Genomic DNA, 22,262 nt, shown 5'->3' with positions numbered 1-22,262 from the left:
CTAGGGAACCTCTGAACAACGCACTTCAAATGCGCGACACTACACACCTACGTTGAGGAGTCATCCATGCAACTGACGTTCGGTGACGCTGAAGGTTTGGGCAAGCGCAAGCAGACTCGCTGCGAGATCTTCCTGGCCGAGATGGAGCAGGTGGTTCCGTGGAGGCATTTGCTCGGACTGATCGCGCCGCACTATCCGGTGTCGGGGCGGCCTGGTCGACAGCCGTACGCACTGGCGACGATGTTGCGGATTCATTTGCTGCAGCAGTGGTATGCGTTGAGCGATCCGGCGATGGAAGAAGCGTTGTACCAGATCCCGACCTTGCGCCGTTTTGCCCGGCTCGGCGGTTTGGACAATGTTCCCGACGAGACCACGATTCTCAACTTTCGCCGCTTGCTGGAAACCCATGGCCTTGCAGCGCGGATGCTGGAGGCCGTCAACGCGGATCTGGTGCGCAAGGGTCAGAGCCTGCGGTCCGGCACGATCGTCGATGCAACCCTGATCGCTGCGCCCAGTTCGACCAAGAACACCGACCGCGCGCGCGACCCTGAAATGCATCAGACCAAGAAAGGCAATCAGTGGTATTTCGGGATGAAGGCACCCATCGGCGTGGATGAGTTTTCCGGGCTGGTGCACCACGTCCGTTGTACGGCTGCCAATGTGGCCGATGTCACGGTGACCCACGCATTGCTGCACGGCAAAGAAGACAGTGTGTTCGGCGACAGCGGCTACACCGGTGCGGACAAACGCGAAGAACTGCAGACCTGCAAGGCTGGTTTTTTCATTGCCGCCAAGCGTTCGACGATTCAAGCCATTGGCAACAAACGCGAGCGCCGTCAGGAAGAATGTTGGGAATACTTCAAAGCAAGTGTGCGTGCGAAGGTGGAGCATCCATTCCGCGTGATCAAACGCCAGTTTGGCTACACCAAGGTCCGCTATCGCGGCTTGGCCAAGAACACCGCGCATGTGCTGACCCTGTTCGCACTATCCAATCTGTGGATGGTGCGCCGGCAGTTGCTGCCGGCCAGGGGATAATGCTGTCTGGCGCCAGCCAACGCCGCAAGAAACCGTAGAAATCGTATCGTACGCATCAACTCTGTGCGCTATTGGCACGCAGCAGGCTCGAATTTTAGAGGTCTGGTGCGTCGTTCAGACCTTCCCTAGGCATAGAGACTGTGGATCGATATGCCGAGCCGACTTGCCACATCGGCTATCGAGTGCCCACGCTCAGTGACCTGCCTGACCGCCTCGACCTTGAACTCTTGCGTGTATCGCTTGCTGCTCGTAAACACCCCTATTGCTGCTGTGAATTATGGCCGCAAGGTCTCTAGGAAAGCCGGGGCGATTCACTTCAACGCAAGCAATTCCCGCATGTCATCAATGATCGCCACCGCACCGGAGCTCTGCACATCGAAACCACGCAGATAGCCGCCGCGCACCATCGCCAAGGGCATGCCGGCGGCGTGTGCGGCCGCGGCATCGGTGGCCGAATCGCCGACCATCAAGCACTGCTGCGGTGTGTGCTGGAACTGCTTGGCCAGCTGCAACAACGGTGCTGGATCGGGTTTGCGCTGCGGCAGCGAATCACCACCGAGCACACTGCTGAAATGCGCGGCGATGCCCAGATGCTCCAGCAGTGGTGCGATAAAACGCGACGGTTTATTGGTGCATAACGCCAGCGTGGCGCCTGCGTCGCACAAACCTGCCAGCGCTTCGGCAACACCCGGATACAGCTGTGGGTCGTGCAGCAGGCTCATTTCATAATGACGCATCATCACCGGCATTTCCGCAACGGCATCGCGGTTGCTGCCGGCTTCGCGTAGCGCGGTGGTAAGCAGCACATGCACGCCTTCGCCGATCCAGGTGCGTATCGTGGATTGGCTGAACTGCTGCAACCCCAGTTCCTGCAATGTACCGTTGAGTGCTTCGGCGATATTGGGTGCGCTGTCCACCAGCGTGCCGTCCAGGTCAAAAATTACCAGTGGATACGGAAACATTCGGACGACCTCATGCGGGGGGAAAGCCGCAGTGTACGGAGTGCAGGATTCGGGGCATGTCACCGTCATCGCCGAACAGAGGCCGTTCGACATGGCACGTGCGTAGTGCTGCAGCAACGCACGCACTACGCACTCACTCCGCCTGCGGCACGTCACCGAACAATTGCCCTTGCACCGCGCCCTCCTCCACATCGCTGAAACCGCTCAGGCCGACACCGACTAGGCGGTAACGCGTCTGCGCGGGCAATTCCACGCGCCGGGTCAGTGCCAATGCGATCTCTGCCAGCGCCTCCAAGGACGCAGGCGGCGGATCGGGTGTGTAGGAGCGCGTCAAAATACGAAAATTCGACATCTTCAACTTCAATACCACCGTGCGCCCGATGCGCTCGGTGCGGCGCGTGGCGAGCCAGGTTTTTTCGGCCAGACGCAGAATATGCGGATCCAGCGCATCCAGGGCCAGGTCTTCGCTGAAGGTATCTTCCGAAGAGATCGATTGCGCCTCTTGATCCGGTTCGACCGGACGCTCGTCGATGCCGCGCGCGCGACGATACAGGCTCTGCCCGAAGGTGCCGAAATGCGCCTGCAATTCTTCCAATGGACGCAGCCGCAGATCGCTGACGGTGACAATGCCCAACGCGGCCAACTTGCCGCCCATCACCTTGCCGACGCCGGGGATACGATTGACCGGAAGCGGCAACAGAAAGGCATCGATACGACTCGGTGCGATAACAAACTGGCCATCGGGCTTGCGCCAGTCCGAGGCGATCTTGGCGAGGAATTTGTTCGGTGCGATGCCGGCCGAAGCGGTGAGTTGGGTTTCTTCGCTGATCTGCGTGCGGATCAGCTGCGCGATCTCGGTGGCCAGCTGCATGCCGGTCTTGGCTTCGGTCACATCCAGATACGCCTCGTCCAGCGACAACGGCTCGACAAGATCGGTGTGACGATGAAAAATCTCGCGCACCTGCCGCGACACCGCCTTGTAGCGTGCAAAATCCGGCGGCACGAACACCGCATCCGGACACAGGCGCTCGGCACGCATGGCCGGCATCGCCGAACGAATGCCGAAGGTACGCGCTTCGTACGAAGCTGCGCATACCACCGAGCGTGCGCCTCGCCAGGCCACCACCACCGGCTTGCCGCGCAACGACGGATCGTCACGTTGCTCCACGGACGCGTAGAACGCATCCATGTCCACGTGCAAGATCTTGCGCATCGAGCTGGTTTCTCTCCACAGGCGTGCGCACATGATAAGTCAGCTGCGTCTTACAGCTTGCGCGGCAATCGACATGACGGCGCTGCCGGCAAACGGGCGCAACCGGCGCTCAATCGGCACGGATCATGTGTGCATAACAGTTCCTGCGCTCCGGCCACACGTACGCAATGGCCACGCGCTTCGGGTGCGTGAACGCCCCTGATCTGGCCATCACCGATCACTTGCCGCAGTGCGCAATCGGCTAAAAACAGCACGCATGCGTACGGATAAAACGTTTGATTGAACCGCGCCACCTCATGCACCCTTCACGGCCTCGTCTTTCGCTCCGTGCAGGAAACGTTTGTCATGACCCGTCAAAATACGTACTCGCGCGATCAATTGCTGGCCAGCGCGCGTGGAGAATTGTTTGGACCCGACAGCGGCCGTCTGCCCAACGATCCGATGCTGATGTTCGACCGCATCACCGAGATCAGCGACACCGGCGGCGCACACGGCAAGGGCGTGATTCGCGCCGAACTGGAGATCCGTCCGGACCTGTGGTTCTTCGGCTGCCACTTCATCGGCGACCCGGTGATGCCCGGCTGCCTTGGCCTGGATGCGATGTGGCAGCTGACCGGCTTCTTCCTGACCTGGATCGGCGCGCCAGGCAGCGGCCGCGCGCTGGGCTGCGGCGAGGTCAAGTTCACCGGCCAGGTGCTGCCTAGCGCCGCTTTAGTGAGTTACGAAATCGACGTCAGCCGCGTGATCAACCGCAAGCTGGTGATGGCGCAGACCGACGCACGCATGCGGGTGGACGGGCGCGAGATATACACCGCCAAGGATCTGCGCGTGGGCATGTTCACTTCAACGGAGAACTTCTGATGCGCCGCGTCGTCGTCACTGGAATGGGCATCACTTCGTGTCTAGGCAATGACCTGGACACCGTTTCCAGCGCGCTGCGAGAGAGCCGCTCCGGCATCACCGCGTTGCCCGATCACGCCGAGGCCGGCCTGCGCAGTCAGGTGGGCGGGGCGGTGGCATTGGATCTGGACAGCCTGATCGACCGCAAGCTCAAGCGCTTCATGGGCGATGCCTCGGCGTACGCGTATCTGGCGATGCGCGATGCGATCGCCGATGCCGGGCTGGATGCCGAGCAGGTCAGCAGCCTGCGTACCGGCGTGATTGCCGGCTCGGGTGGCGGCTCCAGTCAATGGCAGGTGGAAACCGCCGATCTGCTACGCGGCCGCGGCGTGCGCAAGGTCGGCCCGTACATGGTGCCGCGCACAATGTGTTCAGGAGTGTCTGCGTCGTTGGCGACCGCCTTCAAGATTCGCGGCGTGAGCTATTCGTTGTCGGCCGCGTGTGCGACCTCGGCGCATTGCATCGGCGCGGCCGCCGATCTGATCCGGCATGGCGCGCAGGACGTGATGTTCGCCGGCGGCGGTGAAGACTTGCACTGGACCATGAGCGTGATGTTCGATGCGATGGGCGCGCTGTCCACCAGCTTCAACGATCGCCCCGCAGTGGCATCTCGCCCATACGACGCGCAGCGCGACGGCTTTGTCATCGGCAGCGGCGGCGGCATGTTGGTACTGGAAGATTACGACCACGCCATCGCACGCGGCGCGCGCATCCATGCCGAACTGCTCGGCTATGGCGTAACCTCCGATGGCGCCGACATGGTCGCCCCCAGCGGCGAAGGCGCGGTGCGCTGCATGCACATGGCGATGCAAGGACTTACGCAGCCGATCGACTACCTCAACACCCACGGCACCTCCACACCGTTGGGCGATGTCACCGAGCTGGGTGCCGTGCGCGAGGTATTCGGCGACAACGTACCGCCGCTGTCCTCGACCAAGGCGCTGTCCGGCCATTCGCTGGGCGCAGCCAGCGTGCACGAGGCGATCTACAGCCTGCTGATGCTGCGCGACGGTTTTATGGCCGCCTCGGCGCATATCGATGGGCTCGACCCGCGCGCGGAAGGCTTCCCGATCCTGCGCCAAACGCATCAGGCCTCGTTGAACACGGTGATGTCCAACAGCTTCGGCTTCGGCGGCACCAACGCGGCACTGGTGTTCGGCCGGGTGTGATGGCTGACGCGTTGCAGATGCCGCACAGATTTAGGGTGAGCTGTTTTAGGGTGAGCTGTGCGGCACCTGCGCGGTGCGCATTGGGTGTTACATCGCAAGCTGTTGGATAACGGCAGCTGACGGCGACCATCGGCTCGCCGCTTATAGGCTGCCGCCCTGCCCCGTGGTGGTCACCAACAGGAAGCGATGGCGCAGGCAAGGCAGAATGGGCCGACCGCGCCTGGACCGGTTCTGGGATAATCCAGTCATGATGACGCCAATGAACCGCTGCAAGCGATGAACACCCGCCCGACGTCAACGGCGCGGCAGGAAGAAAACGACCAGAACCTGGCCGAACCGGCGATGACGCTGGCTGCGCACACCCGCTTTGTTGGAGAGGGATGTGCTGGAGATGGCTGATACGCGCCCCCCGGTCAGAGCGGAATTTGCAGCATTCGAACACGCCGACTGGCACGGCCTGCAACATGGCCCGTGCGTGGTTTACCTGCTGGCACATGCGCAGCGCGAGGCGTTCTACATCGACACGGCAACTGGGCTGAGCGACATCGAGAAAACGCGCCGGCGCATCATTTTGCAGCAGCAGGCGACCTTGCCCGAGAAACGCATGGTACCGCTGCTGTTGGTGTGGTTCGAACCTTGCAGCGATCCGGCGTTTGCCAGCGCCCGCGCCAAACAGCTGCGTCGCTGGCCGCACGCCTGGCAGCGGCGATTGGTGGCGACACTGAACCCGGCATGGGTCGACCTGAACGCCTATGCCTTGGGATTTCCGGGCGTACTGCCACAGGTGGGCGAACGCCACGCAGTGTGCGGCGACTTGCGGATTTCAGAGGATGAGCAGGGCACCTGAGCCAGACAACCGTTCGCTGCTGCAGCGGCGAATCGACCCGTGTGCATTACGTGTTCGAACTTGATATTGCGCCGCGCACTTGACGGTGCAACGCTGCAGTGCTCACGCCTGGACCATTATCTGAGCGGGCTGCAAGAAGTCTTGCATGTCAGCGCCGCCGCGCACGACGGCGGTCGACTCGACAGGAAAACAGCAGACCTTACGCTCAGCCCGCCATGCCGTTATGGCGCAACAATGCATCGATCTTCGGCGCCCGCCCACGGAAAGCGCGGAAGTTTTCTGCCGCGCTGCGGCTGCCGCCGCGCGCCAGTACTTCATGGCGGAAACGTGCGCCGATGTCGGCCACCTGCTCGGGCGCTTCTTCGAAGGCGGCATACGCATCGGCGCTGAGCACCTCGGCCCATTTGTAGCTGTAGTAACCAGCGGCGTAACCACCGGCGAAGATATGGCTGAACTGATGCGGGAAGCGATTCCATGCCGGCGGGCGATTGACCGCCACTTCGTCGCGCACACGTTCGATCAACTGCAGCACGCTGTCCTGGGCCGGGTCGAAGCTGCTGTGCAGTTGCATGTCGAACAGCGCAAATTCCAGCTGGCGCACGGTGAACATGCCGCTCTGAAAATTGCGCGCGGCCAACAGGCGATCGAACAGGTTGCGCGGCAGCGGTTCGCCGGTCTGTAGGTGCGCGGTCATCGCCTGCACGCGCTTCCATTCCCAGCAGAAGTTCTCCATGAACTGGCTCGGCAGCTCCACCGCGTCCCATTCCACGCCATTGATGCCGGCTACGCCGAGCTCGCCGATGCGCGTCAGCAACTGATGCAGGCCGTGGCCCATTTCATGAAACAGCGTGGTGACTTCGCCATGCCGGAACGTGGCAGGTGCATCGCCGCTGCCGCGGCCGAAATTGCACACCAGATACACCAGCGGGGTCTGCACGCCATTGGCAGTGGCGCGGCGATTGCGGCAATCGTCCATCCACGCTCCACCGCGCTTACCTTCGCGCGCATACAGGTCCAGATAGAACTGGCCGACCAACCCACCTTGCGCATCTTCCAGGCGATAAAACCGCACATCCGGGTGCCAGACCGGCGCGCTGTCGGGTTTGACGGTGAGCCCGTAGAGGCTGTGGATCACATCGAACAGGCCGGCCAGCACTTTGGGCTCGGTGAAGTACTGTTTCACTTCCTGCTCGGAGAAGCTGTAGCGCGCCTGCTTGAGTTTTTCGCTGACGTACGCCAGATCCCAGGCCTGGAGTGCGTCCAGGCCGAGTTCGTCGCGTGCGAAGGCGTCGAGTTCTGCGCGATCGCGCTGCGCATGAGGTTTTGCGCGCACGGCCAGGTCACGCAGAAAGCCCATCACTTCATCCGGGCTCTGCGCCATCTTGGTGGCGACCGAATAGTCCGCGTAATTGGCAAACCCGAGCAGCTGCGCCAGCTCGGCGCGCAAGGCAAGAATGCGATCGATATTGGGGCTATTATCCAAGGCCGGGTCGCCGAATTCGGACGCACGCTCGGCATTGGCGCGATACAGCAGCGCGCGCAACTCACGGCTATCGGCATCGCTTTGCACCGGCAGATAACACGGCATCTGCAAGGTAAGTTTCCAGCCTGCCACGCCGTCTTTTTCTGCAGCAGCGCGGGCGGCAGCGACCACTTCGGCCGGCAAACCGGACAATTGCGTTTCGTCTTCGGTGAGATACGACCACGCATCGGTGGCGTCGAGTACGTTCTGCGAAAACTTGGCTGCCAGCGCGGACAACTCTTCCTGGATCTGCGCAAAACGCGCCTTTGAAGTGTCATCCAGCTCGGCACCGCCGAGGCGGAAATCGCGCAGCGCGTTTTCCAGCACCTTGCGACGTGCGTCGTCGTAGTGCGCGGCTTCGGGCGATGCCGACAAAGCCTTGTATTGCGCATACAGCGCCAGGTTCTGCGCCAGCGCGCTGCCGAAGCGGCTCACCTTGGGCAAGTTGCTGTTGTAGGCCTCGCGCAGCTCGGGGGTGTTGACCACCGCCTGCAGATGCCCGACCTGCCCCCAGGCGCGCCACAGCCGCTCAGTGGCATCGTCCAGCGGCACAACAAAACTGTCCCAACGCACCGGGCTGACCCGTTCGGCCGCCTTCACTGCCGCCTCGGCGTCAGCGAGCAGTTGATCGATCGCAGGGCCCACGTGCTCGGGGCGAATCGCATCGAAGGACGGCAGTCCGGACAGGTCGAGCAGCGGGTTGGTCATGGAACGTTCCGGCGGTGGACTGGATCAAGAAGTCAAAAAAGTGGCTGGCAAAACGTCGCGATGCGCAACAGTTTGGATGGCACCTACGAGGGGATGGCGGTCATTCCAGCCCAGCACAAGGCAGCTGCGGCAAGTCGCCGCCATTCACTGCAATGGCGATGGCAGCATCGCTGGCGGTGACATCGATCTGGCGTTCCACATACCAGGCCGGGTTGTAATAGCTGTGCGCGTAACGTGCGCCGGCATCGCACAGGATGGTAACGATGGAGCCTCGGCGGCCCGCGTCGCGCATGCGCTGCGCGGCCTGCAGCACACCGACGAAGTTGCTGCCGGTGGAGCCACCGACGCGGCGACCAAGCGTGGCGCTGACATGGCGCATCGCCGCCAGACTCAAGGCATCGGGCACCTTGATCATCACGTCCACGCAGCTGGCGATGAAGCTCGACTCCACCCGCGGGCGGCCGATGCCTTCGATGCGCGAGCCTCCGGTGATGGCCAGCTCCCTGGGGCATTGCCCGTCCACCGCGCGGCAATAGCCGTCGAAGAACACCGATACTTCCGGGTCCACGCACAGGATGCGGGTGGCGTGGCGCCGATAGCGCACATACCGGCCAAGCGTGGCGCTGGTGCCGCCGGTGCCGGGGCTGCACACGATCCAATCGGGAATCGGATGCGGCTCCTCGGCCAACTGTTTGAAGATCGATTCGGCGATGTTGTTGTTGGCGCGCCAGTCGGTGGCGCGCTCGGCGTATGTGAACTGGTCCATGAAGTGCCCACCGGTCTCGCGTGCGAGCTGGTGCGAGGCGCTGTCCAGGTCGCAGGCGCGCTCGACCAGGTGGCAGCGGCCGCCCTGGAATTCGATCGCGGCGATCTTTTCCGGTGAGGTCGACGCCGGCATCACGGCAATGAAGGGCACACCCAGCAGACGCGCGAAATACGCTTCGGAAATCGCGGTCGAGCCACTGGACGCTTCGATCACCGGACGCCCGGCGCGCAGCCAGCCATTGGTGAGTGCGTAGAGAAACAGCGAGCGCGCCAGCCGATGCTTGAGGCTGCCGGTCGGGTGGCTGGATTCGTCCTTGAAGTACAGTTCGATGCCCGGATAGCCCGGCAGGTCCATCGGAATCAGATGGGTGTCGGCCGAGCGGTTGAAATCGGCTTCGATCTTCTGGATGGCGGCGGCCACCCACTGGCGCTGCGACATGGCAGGACTGGGCTATGAAAGAAGCGTCAATTCTACCGCTGCCGGGCCCGCGCCCACGGCGGCCAGGTCATCGGGCGGACAACTGGAGGCCGATGATATGCTCGCCGCACCTGTCATCTACCCCGACCGCCTGTGCTGCGTTGCCTGCTCCGACTGCTGCTGTGCCTGTGCCTAGTCGCCAATACGGCCATCGGTGCGTGGGCGTCGGTGGCCATGGCGATGCCACAGGTGGCATCGGCTGCGATGGCGCAGGCTGCGTCAACAGCGCACGCGACCATACCGGCCGCGCTGCCGTGCCATGACGGCATGCTACCGCACGCGGCAATGCAGCTATCCGACAAGACCAGGCGCACGCATGCGGCCGATTGCCGCAAACTGGGTAGCTGCGACTGCCTACAGCACTGCAGTCCCGCCTTGCCGACCTTGCCTGCGGTGCCCGCGGGCCTGCTCGGTCACGCGGCGTTGCCCGCCACCCGGGCCGAAGGGCGCAGCAGCCCGGTGCCGGAACAACCGGTTCGACCTCCCATTGCCTGAGCGCTGACGGCCTTGCCGTCATCGGCGGCCCCGCGTGCGTATTGCGAGGGTTCTTTTAGTCGTGCGTTGCGCCCGCTCTGTTAACGGAGCGCGCCGGAGATGTCATGTCTTTCGATCCCCACTTTTTCGATGCATCATCCAGCGGCGGCCTGAGCCGGCGCCGCTTTGTGCAGGGCCTGGCCCTGGGCGGCGTTGCCGCGACCACCGGCCTGTGGCGCAGCGATGCGCGCGCGTCCAATCCGGTGAGCACGCCGGTCTTGCGCGGCAGTGGTCAGACCCTGCAGATCGGCCGCATGCCGGTCAACTTCACCGGGCGCACGCGTCCGGCCATCACCGTCAACCAGAGCCTGCCCGCCCCCACGCTGCGTTGGCGCGAGGGCGACACGGTGAGCGTGCGCGTATGCAACGCGCTGACCGACCAAGCTACCTCCGTGCATTGGCACGGCCTGCTGCTGCCGGCCACCATGGATGGCGTACCGGGCATAAGCTTCGACGGCATCTCGCCGGGCCAGGAATATCACTACCGCTTCGCGCTGCGTCAATCCGGCACGTACTGGTACCACAGCCATTCGATGTTTCAGGAGCAGGCCGGGCTATACGGCGCGATCGTCATCGACCCGCTGACACCACCGCCGTATCGGCACGATCGCGAGCACGTGGTGCTGCTGTCGGACTGGACCGACCTGGACCCGGCCACGCTGTTCCGCCGGCTCAAACAGATGCCCAGCCACGACAACGACGCGCAACGCACGGTGGGCGATTTCCTGCACGATGCACACCAAGCCGGCTTGCGCGCCACGCTGGCCGATCGCGGCATGTGGGGGCGCATGCGCATGACCCCGACCGACCTGTCCGACGTCAACGCCAATACCTACACCTACCTGCTCAACGGCGTTGCCCCGGCCGGCAACTGGACCGGGGTGTTCAAGCCCGGCGAGAAGGTGTTGCTGCGTTTCATCAACGGTTCGTCGATGACGTATTTCGACATTCGCATTCCCGGTCTGCGCATGACCGTGGTGGCAGCCGACGGCCAATACGTGCATCCGGTCAGCGTGGACGAGTTGCGTATCGCTGCAGCCGAAACCTTCGATGTGATTGTCGAACCGCTCGGCCAGGATGCATTTACGTTGTTTGCGCAGGACATGGGACGAACTGGTTTCGCCTGCGGCACGCTGGCGGTGCGACATGGGTTGCAGGCGCCGATTCCTGCATTGGACCCACGCGCGATCTTGACCATGCGCGATATGGGACATGGCGATGGCATGGCACATGGGGGCCACGCCATGCATGGGGATGATGGGGAGCAGAGCGATCCGCATGCAGCGCACGCGATGCCGATACCGGCAATGCACATGCACGGGCATGCAAGCGAACCGCCGCAGACCAAAACACCCCGCCATCCGGAAAGCGAAGACGGCCATCCCTTGATCGACATGCGTAGCAATGCCGCTGCACCGCGACTGGACGATCCCGGTATCGGGCTACGCGCCAACGGCCGCCGCGTGCTTTGCTACGCCGATTTGCACAGCGTGTTCGACGACCCGGACGGGCGCGAGCCCGGGCGCGAGATCGAGCTGCACTTGACCGGGCATATGGAAAAGTTTGCCTGGTCCTTCGACGGTATCGCCTTCGCCTCGGCAGAACCCATACGTCTGCGGTACGGCGAGCGGCTGCGCATCGTGCTGGTCAACGACACCATGATGCAGCACCCCATCCACTTGCACGGTATGTGGAGCGATCTGGAAGACGCCGACGGTAATTTCCAGATGCGCAAGCACACCATCGACATGCCGCCCGGCACACGCCGCAGCTATCGCGTGCGTGCCGACGCACTCGGCCGCTGGGCTTATCACTGCCATCTGCTGTACCACATGGAAGCGGGCATGATGCGCGAAGTGCGGGTGGAGGTATGAGCGCACTTCGCACTCAACACGTGTTGCTGGTCGCACTGCTTGTCAGCGCATCGAGCGGAGCGCAGGAGCATGTGCATGAGGCGATGGATGCATCCGCGCATGACGATCACGGGCATGCCATGGACCACGGGGCAATGGACCGCGCACCGATGGAGCACATGAAGATGGATCGCGCACTGCCCGCTAAAGCACAAATACAACCACCTGCATCGCCGACCAATACTTCACTGCCACGCGAACCGCTCCCCACGCCCACCGCCGAAGACATTGCAGCCGCGTTTGCGCCGTTGCAGCACCATGCGATGCATTCGACGAGCATCAACCACTATGTGCTGCTCGATCGCCTGGAAGCTTTCGGCACTGATCGCGGCAGTGGTCAAGAGTGGGAGGCACGTGCATGGATCGGTGGCGACATCGACCGGCTCTGGTTGCGCAGCGAAGGCGAGCGGCAGGCTGGACGCGCTCAGCCCGCCGCAGTAGAAGCCTTCTACGGCCATGCCATCTCGCCATGGTGGGATCTACTGATGGGCGCACGCCAGGAGATCGGCGCAGGGAAGCATCGCAGCTGGGCCGCCCTCGGCCTGCAAGGACTGACTCCGTACAAGGTCGAGACCGAAGCTACGCTCTACATCGGCAGCGGTCGCCGCGCAGCAGTGCGGCTGGAAGGCGAATATGAGGTACTGTTCACCAACCGACTGATCCTGCAACCACATGTGGAAGCCAACATTGCACTGACCGATGACGACCGGCGTGGCGTTGGAAGCGGATTGCAACAGGTCGAGGCCGGCATTCGTCTACGCTATGAAGTCACCCGCCGCTTCGCACCTTACCTCGGCTGGGTGCACAGCCGCAGGTTCGGCGATACCGCCCAACGGGCCCTAATGGACGACGAGCCGCCGCGCGATAGCCGGTTCGTTACTGGCCTGCGTATATGGTTCTGAGGCAACAACAGCGTGCGCGATGGCCCGATCGTTCGGCCCATGCCACGACCTTGACCTCGGGCATTCTGCCTCTTGCGATCGACGACAAAACACAGCGGCAAGATTACTGATTCTTGTCGTGCAGACATACCGACCACCCTTGCCTGGCTAAAATCAGCGCCCAACGCAGCCAGAGCTGCGCCCCAATTCCATCAAGGAGCCATCATGCCTTTGACCGATCTGCAACACGTGCCCGGCGCCACCGCCGCGCCGGCCGAGACCCTCGGCTTCGTATTCAACCACACCATGTTGCGCGTCAAGGACCCCAAACAGTCACTGGATTTCTATACGCGCATACTCGGCTTCCGCCTGCTCGATGCACGCGACTTTGTCGATGCGAAGTTCAGCCTGTACTTTCTCGCCTTGCTGCCGGAAGACACCACGATCCCCGATGACGATGCCGAGCGTCGCCTGTGGATGGCCGGCATCCCGGGCGTGCTGGAACTCACGCACAACCATGGCACCGAAATCCAGGACGGCCGGGCCTACCACGACGGCAACAGCGAGCCACGCGGCTTCGGACACATCTGCATTTCGGTCCCAGACATCCACGCCGCCTGCGCACGCTGGGACACCCTTAACGTGCCCTACCAGAAGCGCCTGGAAGACGGTCGCATGAAGCACCTAGCCTTCATCAAGGACCCGGACGGCTATTGGGTGGAGATCATTTCCAATACACCGCTGGCGTAACGACGCGAGGCCAAGCTGCCTGTTGGCGCTCTTGCAGGCAGCGCTGTCAAAGATGCGGGCGAAGGACATGGCGAGCACTGTCCCCCGGCACCGGGCCTCCACCAGGGAGCTGACGAGGTAACTACGCGAGTACCGGAAACACGATCGAGCTGAAACAGACTCTTCGTTAACCTTTGCGATGGATGCGATCCGATGCTTGTATGGAACATTTCACTGGTCCATTCCTTGCGTCAGCAACGATTGCCGCATGCAAGCCGGCCACTCCGGATACCGCTGCCAAGCTGGCAACACCGACTACGGCCACAGCCGCTACCGATAAACCTTCAGAAAATGGCGCTTCTCGCATGCAGGATGCGACCCAACAATTGCAGCCATTCCGCCCCCCACAGCGTGCTGTTGTACTTCATCAGCAATGTGGACGCTGATGGCGCTCTGTCTTATGAATTTGCCAATCAATGAATGGTGCCGAGCGCGAGAATCACTTTCCCGCGCCGGATACCAAGGCAACCCCGGCGCACGCCACCTTTATGACCAGCGAACCTGGCAGCAGGACGCCATGGAAGCTGCAAGGCATAGAACCCAACATTGGCGAGTTTGGCGGTAGCGAGAAAGGCGACGAGGTCGATACCGAGCGTAAGCCCCAGACCTGGAACACGCCTCGGGCAACACAACTGGCGTTACCCACGTGGCATCTGGGCTGGGGAGTCAGGATGCGGATGATTGAGATCCCTCCATATCAATCTGCACGAACCCACGAAGGCCGACGACAACCCTTGGCGCCACCTGGCGACGCTTACAAAAACGACGCCAGCTGCGGTCCAGACTTGCCAGGGTCGACTTGCCTGGATAGTGTGCGTGCGCAACGCGGTCATGACAGCCGGGGCGGCCCCGACGCGTGGGTCGGGGCCGCCCCGGCACGCACCAGTCAGGCACGCAAGATCCCGCCCGCACCCGGCCGCCAATCGCGTGGCGTGCGCAGTGCGGCAAGTGTGCGCACCAGGTCGCGGTAGCTTTCGGCCAATTGTACGAACAGGCCGGCATCGCTGCAGCGGCTGTCGGCCACGTCGGAATACGCACCACGTCCCAGGTCGATGAAGTAATCCACGCTGAGCCTGCGGCGCTGCGCTACGCCGGGGAACAATCCCGCGATCAACAGACAGCCGTCGCCGACATCGCGCAGCAGATCGGCCCGCACGCTGCCGCTCTGCTCCTGCGCATGCAGCCACGCAAGCGCTTGCGTGCGCGAGAGCAGATGCGCATCGCGCTGGAAACGCAGCAACACAAACACCAGATAGTGCTCGCGCGATTCGTCCAGCGGCCGCGCAATCCGCTGCCCCGCCTCACGTACCAGCGCCTGCCACACCTCGGCCGGCGCGCCTTGCTTGAAAGACTCGTGCATACGTCCTCCTGCGTTGTGTAATCCTCGCCTACAGCGCATGCATAAATCGGGCCAACGGACAAGCGTTTGACAAGGGGACAGCATCGCCACCCTTGCATGGCCGCAGCACGTGCGCAATGCCTATTCAACAGCGCATGCAGGGCATCTTGCACGTCGCATTCGTGGCCGAAAGCCCTAATACCGGGTTGTTGGGCGACTCCACGAAAGCGCCGAAGCGACCTCAGTAACGCTGCCACGTCAGTCTCCTCGCCGGCAGCGGGAGGCGGCACCACTCGCGAACATGCGTGTTCGAGCAATTGCTTCTGGAAACGTCGCTTTGCCTTGAGTTGCTTGCCGATCAGCGCATAGAAAAACACAGGCACAGGCCGGTCATCAGCGCCGGATAATGCAAGGGCTACTCCACCGTCACCGATTTGGCAAGATTCCGCGGCTTGTCCACATCGGTGCCGCGCGCCAATGCAGCGTGATACGCCAATAACTGCACAGGGATGGTGTGGATCACCGGCGACAGCACGCCGGCGTGGCGCGGGGTGCGGATCACGTGCACGCCTTCGGATTGGCTGAAGTGGCTGTCCTGATCGGCGAACACGAACAACTCGCCGCCACGTGCGCGTACTTCCTGCATATTGGATTTGACCTTCTCCAGCAGCCGGTCGTTCGGCGCAATCACCACCACCGGCATCGCTAAATCCACCAGCGCTAGCGGGCCATGCTTCAACTCGCCGGCCGGATACGCTTCGGCGTGGATATAAGAGATTTCCTTAAGCTTGAGCGCACCTTCCAGCGCGATCGGATAATGCAGGCCGCGACCGAGAAACAGGGCGTTCTCCTTGGCCGAAAACCGCTCGGCCCAGGCCATGATCTGCGGCTCCAGATTCAAAGCGTGCTGCACACTGCCAGGTAGAAAGCGCAGTTGCTCTAGATAGTCCGCTTCTTCGGTCTCGCTGATGCGACCCTGCAACTTGCCCAGCACTATGGTGAGCTGGAACAACACCGCCAACTGGGTGGTGAATGCCTTGGTCGAGGCCACACCGATCTCGGCGCCGGCACGCGTGTAGCAGACCAGTTCGCTGGCGCGCGGGATCGCGCTCTCCGGCACGTTGCAGATCGACAGCGTGTGCAGATGTCCCAGCGATTTGGCGTATTTCAGCGCCTCCATCGTGTCCAGCGTTTCGCCCGATTGGGAGATGGTGACGATCAGATGCTTGGGGTTGGCGTATGCGGCGCGGTAGCGGTATTCGCTGGCGATCTCCACGCTGCACGGCAGCCCGGCAATGGCTTCGATCCAGTAACGTGCGGTCATGCCGGCGTAATAACTGGTACCGCATGCCAGGATCTGCACGCCTTCGATGTCGCGCAACACCGCTTCGGCGTTCGCCCCGAACAACGACGCGGGGAAGCCCTTCGCATCGATCGCCGCTTCGATGGTATCGGCAAGCGCGCGCGGCTGCTCGTAGATTTCCTTCTGCATGAAGTGGCGAAACGGACCCAGTTCCAGCGATGCCAGCGACACATCCGACAGATGCAGCGGACGCTCGACCGGCGCATCGTTGGTATCGAAGATGCGCATGCCATCGCGACGCAGTTCGGCCGTGTCGCCCTCTTCGAGGAAGATCACCTGGCGGGTGGCCTGAATGATCGCCGAGACATCGGAGGCGACGAAGTTCTCGCCTTCGCCTACACCGATCAGCAACGGGCAACCCATGCGCGCACAGACAAAACGTTCCGGCTCGGCCTGGCTCATCACCGCCAATGCGTAGGCACCGGTGAGCTCCTTGACGGTGCGCTGCAGTGCGATCAGCAGGTCGCCTGCGCTGCCAAGATGGTGATCGATCAAATGCGCGATGACTTCGGTATCGGTCTGCGACTCGAAGGTGTAGCCGAGCGCACGCAGTTTCTTGCGCTGCTGTTCGTGGTTCTCGATGATGCCGTTGTGCACCAGCGCCACGCCTTCGCTGATGTGCGGATGCGCGTTGGCTTCGGTGACGCCCCCGTGGGTGGCCCAGCGGGTGTGGCCAATGCCCAGCGTCGCGCCGAACTGCGCCGCCTGCGCCGCCTGCGCCATCTCCACCACGCGTCCGGTACGACGTACACGGCGCACTTGCGCGCCATCGAGCACCGCAATGCCGGAGGAATCGTAGCCGCGGTATTCCAGGCGCTTGAGTCCTTCGATCAGGACCGGGACCACGTCGCGCCCGGCGATCGCTCCGACAATGCCGCACATAGAACATCCCTTGAGGAATTAAGCAGGTCATTTTAGCGTGTCCGCTCTTGTCCGCCGCATGACCGTGTCAGGACAGCGTGTCGGCGGACACTGCGGACAGTCGTTGACGAGCACAAAGCTCATCGATTTCAACTAAGAGTGGCTAACAAGACGTAGCGAGCAATCGCCAGGTGGGTGCGGACGGCGCGGAGGAACCGCAGTGTACGAGTAGTGCATGCCGATTCCGCGCACCGGCCGCGCCCGCCTGGCGGTGAGCGCAGTCGTTTTGTTAGCCGCTCTAATTGGCGATTGGCACGCGTCCTGCTCGATTGCAGTAACGCCACCGAGCCAGCCGGCCATGATGCGCGATACCTCTGCCCAGGACCAGGTTCTCCGTTCCATCTTCGGTGTGTACTGGCGCGGCAGCGACGAACTGGCGCAACTGGTGCGGCGCGAATTAATGCTCGACACCATGTTGCAGAACACGCCGGTGGCGATGCTGCTGATGGTGGCCGTTAGCGATGACGTCCGCCGCATCGGCTTTTCCAATAACCTCGCACGCAAACTGTTGCACGACGGCCGCAAGCTCGAAGGCCAGCATCGCGACGACGTGCCCGGATCGACGCCGCGCAGCTCTAACAGGCTCTGCTCAATCTGCTCAATCTGCTCAAGAATGCCTAGGAAGCCCGCAGCGAAGCGCAGCCACCCGACCGACAGTGATGTCCACTGCCCGTGACGCGTGTGGCGCAGTGGCTACGCATCGAAGTGCTCGATCGCGGCAACGGCATGATCGAAGCGGTGCTGCACAACGCACTGATGCCGCTCTACTCGACCAAACGCAGTGGCACCGACCTGGGCCTTGCTCTGACCCGCGAAGTCGCCGAACCCCATCGCGGACGCATCTCGCTGCACAACCGCGAACATGGCGGATTGTGCATGACCTTGTCGCTGCCATCGGCAATGGTGGCCTAGTTCATCGCGATGACCTCTGGTGGGTCTGCTGCAACGCAGCACTTGCCGACGCGCATCGCTGACACACTCACTTGGCACGCTCCCAGACCGAGCGTGCGTAAGCTACGGCGGCGAGCACCTTGCAGTGCTGATACAGCATCACCGACAGCGGTTTTGGCCGTCCTTTTATTCGGGCCGAAACGTCCCGCGCTCCTGGATACGCGGCTTTTTCAAGGCTCCGCAAGCATCGTCTGCGCCGGTGGTGCGCGTGGCGGCAATCGTGCCGTAATAGCCATTGCCCACGGTATTGTCGACAAACTGCCCGCCCTGCGAAGGGCATTCGACCTCGGGCTTTATCCAGTCCGAAAACGCCGCGTACTTGCCGGCCCTGACGAAGCGGTTGTCGCCGACGTAGGTGTTGTCCGACGCATCGCGGGTGCGCACGACATCGCCGTTGACGTCGGTGAAGGTATTGTCTTCGATCCGGTTTCCGGACGAGTGACGCGCCAGATAAACCGCATGGATGTAACCAGATGTCTTGGTATCGTTTTCTATCGACACGAACCGGTTGTGTTCGATGCGGTTGTCGCGCGAGTTCTGCAGCCGGATCGCCGCAAACGAATAGGCCGCCTCGCTGCTGCTGCCGTAGACGCCACCGATGCGCTCGAAGGTCATGTCACGGATGACGTTGCCGCTATTGCCGTCGTCGCTGCGCTTGCTGCTGCCCAGATCGAGCGCCATCCAGTAATTGCTGACCTTCAAGCCCTCGAAGGTCAGGCGGGTGGCGGTATCCCGACCGCCTTTCAGCGTGAACCAGGTTGCGCCACCGCGCCCATCGAACACCGGTGGGCTGGCGACACCAGAGGCAGCGCTAAAGCGGATGGGCGCGCCGTTGGTGAACGTCCATTGCACAGATTGCGTGAGATACGTGCCTGCTGCGATCACCACTTCCACCGTGCCGGCAGGCTGCCGCTCGAACAAGCGCTGTTGCGCGGCAGCCAGACTGCGCAGCGCTGTCGAGGCGCTGGTGCCTGCCGCAGCATCGTTGCCATTGGGCGCCAGATACAGCCGGTAGGTCTGTGCAGATGCAGCAGCCGGCAGCAGCGCTGCCAACGTCAGTACCAGCGTCGCCCGCAATGAGCAGCATCGCATTTTCATCCTGGACCTCTTAAGCACTCGTGACGCTAACATTCATTTTGCCGTGGCCGGGCAGCACGCGTTGCGACGTCCTGCACAGTGCGGCAAACCGCGTTACTTCGTGGTAGGTCGCTCCCAGCCTTCAATCACGGTCTGACGCGGGCGCGTCACACTGAGCTGGCCGGCCGGTGCATCGCGGGTGATCACCGACCCCGCACCGATAGTGGCATTGGTGCCGATCTCGATCGGTGCCACCAGCGCGCTATTGGAGCCGACAAAGGCGCCATCGCCGATAGTGGTCTGCGACTTGTTCACGCCGTCGTAGTTGCAGGTGATGGTGCCGGCGCCGATGTTGACCTTGCTGCCGATCACCGCATCGCCCAGATAGGTCAGATGGTTGGCCTTGCTGCCCACGCCCATGGTGAGTTTCTTGGTCTCCACGAAGTTGCCGATATGCACGCCATCGGCCAACACGGTGCCGGAACGCAAGCGCGCAAACGGGCCGATCATTGCCGCGCCCTCGGTCACCACGCCTTCCAGATCGCAATGCGCGCGCACCTGTGTACCGGCGCCCAGGGTAACGTCGCGCAGCCGCACGAACGGGCCGATGACCACGCCATCGCCTAGCGTCACATCGCCTTCCAGAATCACATCGATATCGAGCTGCACATCGCGGCCCACCTGCACGCTGCCGCGCTGGTCCAAGCGCGCCGGGTCGGCCATGCGCACGCCTTGCAGGCATAACGTACGCGCCGCACGCGCCTGCCAGGCACGTTCGAGCTGGGCGAGCTGCCAGGTGTCATTGGCGCCTTCCACATCCTGCGGGTCGGCCACATGCACCATGTCGGCCGGGGTGAAATCGGCGGCGGCGCTGGCAAACACGTCGGTAAGATAGAACTCGCCCTGCGCATTTTGGTTCGACAAACCCGCCAACCAGCGTCGCAGCGCGGTGGATTCGGCGGTTAGGATGCCGGTATTGATGGTGCGGATGCGGCGCTGCTCGTCGTTGGCATCCTTCTGCTCGACGATCGCCGCAACCTTGCCTTCCGCATCGCGCAAGATGCGCCCGTAACCGGTGGGATTGGCCACATCGGCCACCAGCACTGCCATACGTCCGGGTGCGCGCAGCAGTTGCAGCAAGTCGTCGGATTGGATCAGCGGCACATCGCCGTACAACACCAGCACCGTCGCCGCATCCGGAATCGCAGGCATCGCCTGCTGCACCGCATGCCCGGTGCCCAGTTGCTGGCGTTGCCCAGCCCAGTGCAGGTCGCTCTGGGCTGCGAACGCCGCCTGCACCTGATCGCCGCCGTGTCCGTACACCACGTGGATCGCGGCCGGTTGCAGTTGCCGCGCGGTGGCAATCACGTGCGCCAGCATCGGCTGGCCGGCCAGCGGCTGCAGCACCTTGGGCAGGGACGAGCGCATGCGCTTGCCCTCGCCCGCGGCCAGGATCACGACATGCAGGGGCAAAGTCATCGAAACGTTCCAAAGCGAATAGATGGTCAAATTCTAGTCGCTGTCTCGGCGGTGCGTCGTCACCGCGTGGCCGTCTTTTGGTGATGACGCGTTTAAGCGCTGCTGCCGTTAGCATAAGCGCCCTCTCTCGATCACCAGGCACGCATGAGTCTGTTCCGCCAAGGCAGCCAGTTCATGATGATTGGCGGCCTGCAGTTGGCTGTGGACTGTGGCATCTTCGTCGCCGCCACCGCTGCAGGCATGCCTGCAGTGCCGGCCAATCTGCTAGGACGCATCAGCGGCGCGATGCTCGGGTTCTGGCTCAATGGCCGCTACACCTTTGCCCAGGAAGGCAGCGCGCGTCTGGGATGGCAGCGCTTCCGACGCTTCGCGCTGATGTGGCTGGCGCTGACGTTGATCAGCACCTGGCTGCTATCGATGACGGTCGAGCTAATCGGCCTGCGTCAGGCCTGGCTGGCCAAGCCACTGGTCGAAGGCGGGCTGGCGATCGTGTCGTTCTTTCTGGGCCGGCATGTGGTGTATCGCTGATAGAAGAATCGGCAACGAACACATCGCGCGGACAAATAACCGAAGCAGCGTCGCTGCCATCGTTTTCTGTCATGGGGCCCCGCTCGACTCAGTGACAGAAATCGCCAAGACTGCGTACCAATGCAGCACGATGCAGCGCGTCCAACTGCCATCGCGCGGCGTAATGCGCTGCTACACGCGCGGTGCTGGTCGGACAGTCGGGCGCTGCGCGTGCTGTCGCAACGTCGGCCAATGCATCGAGCAATTCGCCCTGCAGTTGATCCAGGTGTGCGCGCAGCGCGGCCAGATCCGGACGTGCGGTGTCCGGCGCGCTTCCGCGTTCGCGCCAGTGATTCAACAAAGCGTACTGCACCCACTTGTTTGCTTCGATCTGCGCAGCGAAGAAACGCGCCGCATCGTCGGCATCCAGCCCGTGCGCAGGCGCCTGATCGCGCACGCTCTGCAGCACCGCCGCCTCGCGGGTCTGGTCCAGCACCGGCTTGCCGCTGTCCCACTTGCTCAACGCCACTGCATCGCCGATCGCGTTGCGTTGCACGATGCGATCCAGCAACGGATCCAGCGGCGGCTGGCTGCGGGCAGGCAACGCGCAACCCAGCAGCGCGACGGCGAGCAGGCCGGTGAGCGCGTAACTGCGAATGCCAGCGATCAAGCGGGTCATTGCGGATTCCTCAACATGCATGAGTGACTGCTGAGCCGCCTTCAGACGTCGGCACAGCGCAAGGCAGGCAGTGTGCCTACTGCCACAGTGTACGTGCGCCGCGCCACGCACGTGCATCTCCAAAAACGAAAACGCCGACACGAGGTCGGCGTTTCCACTCCACACCTGCGTGTGGCGGTGCATCTGCTATCACGTTTGCGCGCGCCGTCCAAAGTGGCGCACGCAATCGC

At 62.8% G+C, this 22,262-nt stretch carries 19 protein-coding genes, 1 other RNA gene and 5 pseudogenes; 14 read left to right on the top strand and 11 right to left on the bottom strand.

Annotation, left to right across the window (positions count from 1 at the left end; all coding sequences use genetic code 11):
* Nucleotides 1–66: 66 nt before the first annotated feature.
* A complete protein-coding gene (locus tag PD885_RS03775; RefSeq protein WP_088056665.1) occupies nt 67–1,035 on the top strand; it encodes an IS5 family transposase in 969 nt (322 codons plus the stop codon).
* 128 nt (nt 1,036–1,163) lie between these two features.
* On the opposite strand, the pseudogene PD885_RS03770 reads toward PD885_RS03775, so the two are convergent.
* The 3 genes and pseudogenes from PD885_RS03770 to dinB form a co-directional block, all read right to left on the bottom strand.
* A pseudogene (locus tag PD885_RS03770) lies at nt 1,164–1,292 on the bottom strand (IS3 family transposase); the annotation flags it as partial.
* Between the two features lie 54 nt (nt 1,293–1,346).
* On the bottom strand, nt 1,347–1,997 hold the full coding sequence (gene gph, locus PD885_RS03765) for a phosphoglycolate phosphatase (RefSeq protein WP_002814056.1): 651 nt from the start codon (nt 1,995–1,997) through the stop codon (nt 1,347–1,349).
* Nucleotides 1,998–2,130: 133 nt separating this feature from the next.
* Entirely contained in the window at nt 2,131–3,210 is a 1,080-nt protein-coding gene (gene dinB / locus PD885_RS03760) for a DNA polymerase IV (protein ID WP_002814058.1), read from the bottom strand.
* Nucleotides 3,211–3,555: 345 nt separating this feature from the next.
* Between dinB and fabA the strand changes: the two genes are divergently transcribed.
* The 4 genes from fabA to PD885_RS03740 all read left to right on the top strand — a co-directional run bounded on the left by fabA (nt 3,556) and on the right by PD885_RS03740 (nt 6,126).
* Nucleotides 3,556–4,071: a 3-hydroxyacyl-[acyl-carrier-protein] dehydratase FabA gene (fabA, locus tag PD885_RS03750; protein WP_002814061.1), complete on the top strand. Its 516-nt coding sequence runs from the start codon at nt 3,556–3,558 to the stop codon at nt 4,069–4,071.
* Nucleotides 4,071–5,279: a beta-ketoacyl-ACP synthase I gene (gene fabB / locus PD885_RS03745; RefSeq protein ID WP_088056662.1), complete on the top strand. Its 1,209-nt coding sequence runs from the start codon at nt 4,071–4,073 to the stop codon at nt 5,277–5,279. Before fabA ends, fabB begins: the two co-directional genes overlap by 1 nt.
* Nucleotides 5,280–5,555: 276 nt before the next feature.
* Nucleotides 5,556–5,678, top strand: a complete 123-nt coding sequence (locus PD885_RS22385; protein WP_257784592.1) for a hypothetical protein — start codon at nt 5,556–5,558, stop codon at nt 5,676–5,678.
* Nucleotides 5,671–6,126, top strand: a complete 456-nt coding sequence (locus tag PD885_RS03740; RefSeq protein WP_108772794.1) for a GIY-YIG nuclease family protein — start codon at nt 5,671–5,673, stop codon at nt 6,124–6,126. Before PD885_RS22385 ends, PD885_RS03740 begins: the two co-directional genes overlap by 8 nt.
* A gap of 205 nt (nt 6,127–6,331) precedes the next feature.
* Here the strand turns inward: PD885_RS03740 and PD885_RS03735 are convergent, their stop codons facing one another.
* Nucleotides 6,332–8,356, bottom strand: a complete 2,025-nt coding sequence (locus tag PD885_RS03735) for a M3 family metallopeptidase (protein WP_088056661.1) — start codon at nt 8,354–8,356, stop codon at nt 6,332–6,334.
* Between the two features lie 100 nt (nt 8,357–8,456).
* Nucleotides 8,457–9,560, bottom strand: coding sequence for a PLP-dependent cysteine synthase family protein (locus PD885_RS03730; protein ID WP_002814071.1), 1,104 nt, complete (start codon nt 9,558–9,560; stop codon nt 8,457–8,459).
* A gap of 132 nt (nt 9,561–9,692) precedes the next feature.
* Here PD885_RS03730 and PD885_RS03725 point away from each other — a divergent pair, with 132 nt between their 5' ends.
* The 6 genes and pseudogenes from PD885_RS03725 to PD885_RS22635 form a co-directional block, all read left to right on the top strand.
* Nucleotides 9,693–10,094 carry a CopL family metal-binding regulatory protein gene (locus PD885_RS03725; protein WP_002814072.1) on the top strand — a complete coding sequence of 134 codons (402 nt, stop codon included), beginning with the start codon at nt 9,693–9,695 and terminating at the stop codon, nt 10,092–10,094.
* 104 nt (nt 10,095–10,198) lie between these two features.
* Complete coding sequence (locus PD885_RS03720) at nt 10,199–12,007, top strand: copper resistance system multicopper oxidase (protein WP_088056660.1); 1,809 nt, start codon at nt 10,199–10,201, stop codon at nt 12,005–12,007.
* Nucleotides 12,004–12,948, top strand: a complete 945-nt coding sequence (locus PD885_RS03715) for a copper resistance protein B (protein ID WP_002814074.1) — start codon at nt 12,004–12,006, stop codon at nt 12,946–12,948. Before PD885_RS03720 ends, PD885_RS03715 begins: the two co-directional genes overlap by 4 nt.
* Nucleotides 12,949–13,152: 204 nt before the next feature.
* Nucleotides 13,153–13,677: a lactoylglutathione lyase gene (gloA, locus tag PD885_RS03710; protein ID WP_002814075.1), complete on the top strand. Its 525-nt coding sequence runs from the start codon at nt 13,153–13,155 to the stop codon at nt 13,675–13,677.
* 200 nt (nt 13,678–13,877) lie between these two features.
* Nucleotides 13,878–14,130, top strand: a pseudogene (locus tag PD885_RS22640) (hypothetical protein); the annotation flags it as partial.
* An 8-nt stretch (nt 14,131–14,138) separates the two neighbouring features.
* Nucleotides 14,139–14,391, top strand: a pseudogene (locus PD885_RS22635) (hypothetical protein); the annotation flags it as partial.
* Between the two features lie 211 nt (nt 14,392–14,602).
* On the opposite strand, the gene PD885_RS03705 reads toward PD885_RS22635, so the two are convergent.
* From PD885_RS03705 to PD885_RS03695, 3 genes are all read right to left on the bottom strand, one after another.
* Complete coding sequence (locus PD885_RS03705; RefSeq protein ID WP_002814076.1) at nt 14,603–15,076, bottom strand: hypothetical protein; 474 nt, start codon at nt 15,074–15,076, stop codon at nt 14,603–14,605.
* Nucleotides 15,077–15,470: 394 nt separating this feature from the next.
* Nucleotides 15,471–17,300, bottom strand: a complete 1,830-nt coding sequence (glmS, locus tag PD885_RS03700) for a glutamine--fructose-6-phosphate transaminase (isomerizing) (RefSeq protein WP_002814078.1) — start codon at nt 17,298–17,300, stop codon at nt 15,471–15,473.
* 140 nt (nt 17,301–17,440) lie between these two features.
* A non-coding RNA gene (locus tag PD885_RS03695) (sX9 sRNA) lies at nt 17,441–17,516 on the bottom strand.
* 163 nt (nt 17,517–17,679) lie between these two features.
* On the opposite strand from PD885_RS03695, the pseudogene PD885_RS22630 reads away from it, so the two are divergent.
* Nucleotides 17,680–17,892, top strand: a pseudogene (locus PD885_RS22630) (ATP-binding protein); the annotation flags it as partial.
* A gap of 93 nt (nt 17,893–17,985) precedes the next feature.
* A pseudogene (locus PD885_RS22625) lies at nt 17,986–18,251 on the top strand (ATP-binding protein); the annotation flags it as partial.
* 165 nt (nt 18,252–18,416) lie between these two features.
* Here PD885_RS22625 and PD885_RS03685 read toward each other — a convergent pair.
* Nucleotides 18,417–19,388, bottom strand: coding sequence for a right-handed parallel beta-helix repeat-containing protein (locus PD885_RS03685; RefSeq protein WP_040763016.1), 972 nt, complete (start codon nt 19,386–19,388; stop codon nt 18,417–18,419).
* A 93-nt stretch (nt 19,389–19,481) separates the two neighbouring features.
* On the bottom strand, nt 19,482–20,846 hold the full coding sequence (glmU, locus tag PD885_RS03680) for a bifunctional UDP-N-acetylglucosamine diphosphorylase/glucosamine-1-phosphate N-acetyltransferase GlmU (protein ID WP_002814081.1): 1,365 nt from the start codon (nt 20,844–20,846) through the stop codon (nt 19,482–19,484).
* Between the two features lie 144 nt (nt 20,847–20,990).
* Here glmU and PD885_RS03675 point away from each other — a divergent pair, with 144 nt between their 5' ends.
* On the top strand, nt 20,991–21,374 hold the full coding sequence (locus tag PD885_RS03675; RefSeq protein ID WP_002814082.1) for a GtrA family protein: 384 nt from the start codon (nt 20,991–20,993) through the stop codon (nt 21,372–21,374).
* Nucleotides 21,375–21,462: 88 nt separating this feature from the next.
* On the opposite strand, the gene PD885_RS03670 is transcribed toward PD885_RS03675, so the two are convergent.
* Entirely contained in the window at nt 21,463–22,032 is a 570-nt protein-coding gene (locus PD885_RS03670) for a chorismate mutase (protein ID WP_002814083.1), read from the bottom strand.
* Nucleotides 22,033–22,262 lie beyond the last annotated feature (230 nt).

Source organism: Xanthomonas fragariae (genome assembly GCF_900183975.1).
GTDB classification, from domain to species: domain Bacteria; phylum Pseudomonadota; class Gammaproteobacteria; order Xanthomonadales; family Xanthomonadaceae; genus Xanthomonas; species Xanthomonas fragariae.
This window is presented reverse-complemented; position numbering and strand designations above follow the sequence as displayed.

What these genes read in the sequence shown, in the direction of transcription:
- dinB (WP_002814058.1), bottom strand. Translation starts at nt 3,210, where the DNA reads ATGCGCAAGATCTTGCACGTGGACATGGATGCGTTCTACGCGTCCGTG.
- glmU (WP_002814081.1), bottom strand. Translation starts at nt 20,846, where the DNA reads ATGACTTTGCCCCTGCATGTCGTGATCCTGGCCGCGGGCGAGGGCAAG.
- PD885_RS03740 (WP_108772794.1), top strand. Translation starts at nt 5,671, where the DNA reads ATGGCTGATACGCGCCCCCCGGTCAGAGCGGAATTTGCAGCATTCGAA.
- fabB (WP_088056662.1), top strand. Translation starts at nt 4,071, where the DNA reads ATGCGCCGCGTCGTCGTCACTGGAATGGGCATCACTTCGTGTCTAGGC.
- PD885_RS03685 (WP_040763016.1), bottom strand. Translation starts at nt 19,388, where the DNA reads ATGAAAATGCGATGCTGCTCATTGCGGGCGACGCTGGTACTGACGTTG.
- PD885_RS22385 (WP_257784592.1), top strand. Translation starts at nt 5,556, where the DNA reads ATGAACACCCGCCCGACGTCAACGGCGCGGCAGGAAGAAAACGACCAG.
- gph (WP_002814056.1), bottom strand. Translation starts at nt 1,997, where the DNA reads ATGTTTCCGTATCCACTGGTAATTTTTGACCTGGACGGCACGCTGGTG.
- PD885_RS03730 (WP_002814071.1), bottom strand. Translation starts at nt 9,560, where the DNA reads ATGTCGCAGCGCCAGTGGGTGGCCGCCGCCATCCAGAAGATCGAAGCC.
- PD885_RS03720 (WP_088056660.1), top strand. Translation starts at nt 10,199, where the DNA reads ATGTCTTTCGATCCCCACTTTTTCGATGCATCATCCAGCGGCGGCCTG.
- PD885_RS03675 (WP_002814082.1), top strand. Translation starts at nt 20,991, where the DNA reads ATGAGTCTGTTCCGCCAAGGCAGCCAGTTCATGATGATTGGCGGCCTG.
- gloA (WP_002814075.1), top strand. Translation starts at nt 13,153, where the DNA reads ATGCCTTTGACCGATCTGCAACACGTGCCCGGCGCCACCGCCGCGCCG.
- PD885_RS03715 (WP_002814074.1), top strand. Translation starts at nt 12,004, where the DNA reads ATGAGCGCACTTCGCACTCAACACGTGTTGCTGGTCGCACTGCTTGTC.
- PD885_RS03735 (WP_088056661.1), bottom strand. Translation starts at nt 8,356, where the DNA reads ATGACCAACCCGCTGCTCGACCTGTCCGGACTGCCGTCCTTCGATGCG.
- PD885_RS03705 (WP_002814076.1), bottom strand. Translation starts at nt 15,076, where the DNA reads ATGCACGAGTCTTTCAAGCAAGGCGCGCCGGCCGAGGTGTGGCAGGCG.
- glmS (WP_002814078.1), bottom strand. Translation starts at nt 17,300, where the DNA reads ATGTGCGGCATTGTCGGAGCGATCGCCGGGCGCGACGTGGTCCCGGTC.
- fabA (WP_002814061.1), top strand. Translation starts at nt 3,556, where the DNA reads ATGACCCGTCAAAATACGTACTCGCGCGATCAATTGCTGGCCAGCGCG.
- PD885_RS03775 (WP_088056665.1), top strand. Translation starts at nt 67, where the DNA reads ATGCAACTGACGTTCGGTGACGCTGAAGGTTTGGGCAAGCGCAAGCAG.
- PD885_RS03670 (WP_002814083.1), bottom strand. Translation starts at nt 22,032, where the DNA reads ATGACCCGCTTGATCGCTGGCATTCGCAGTTACGCGCTCACCGGCCTG.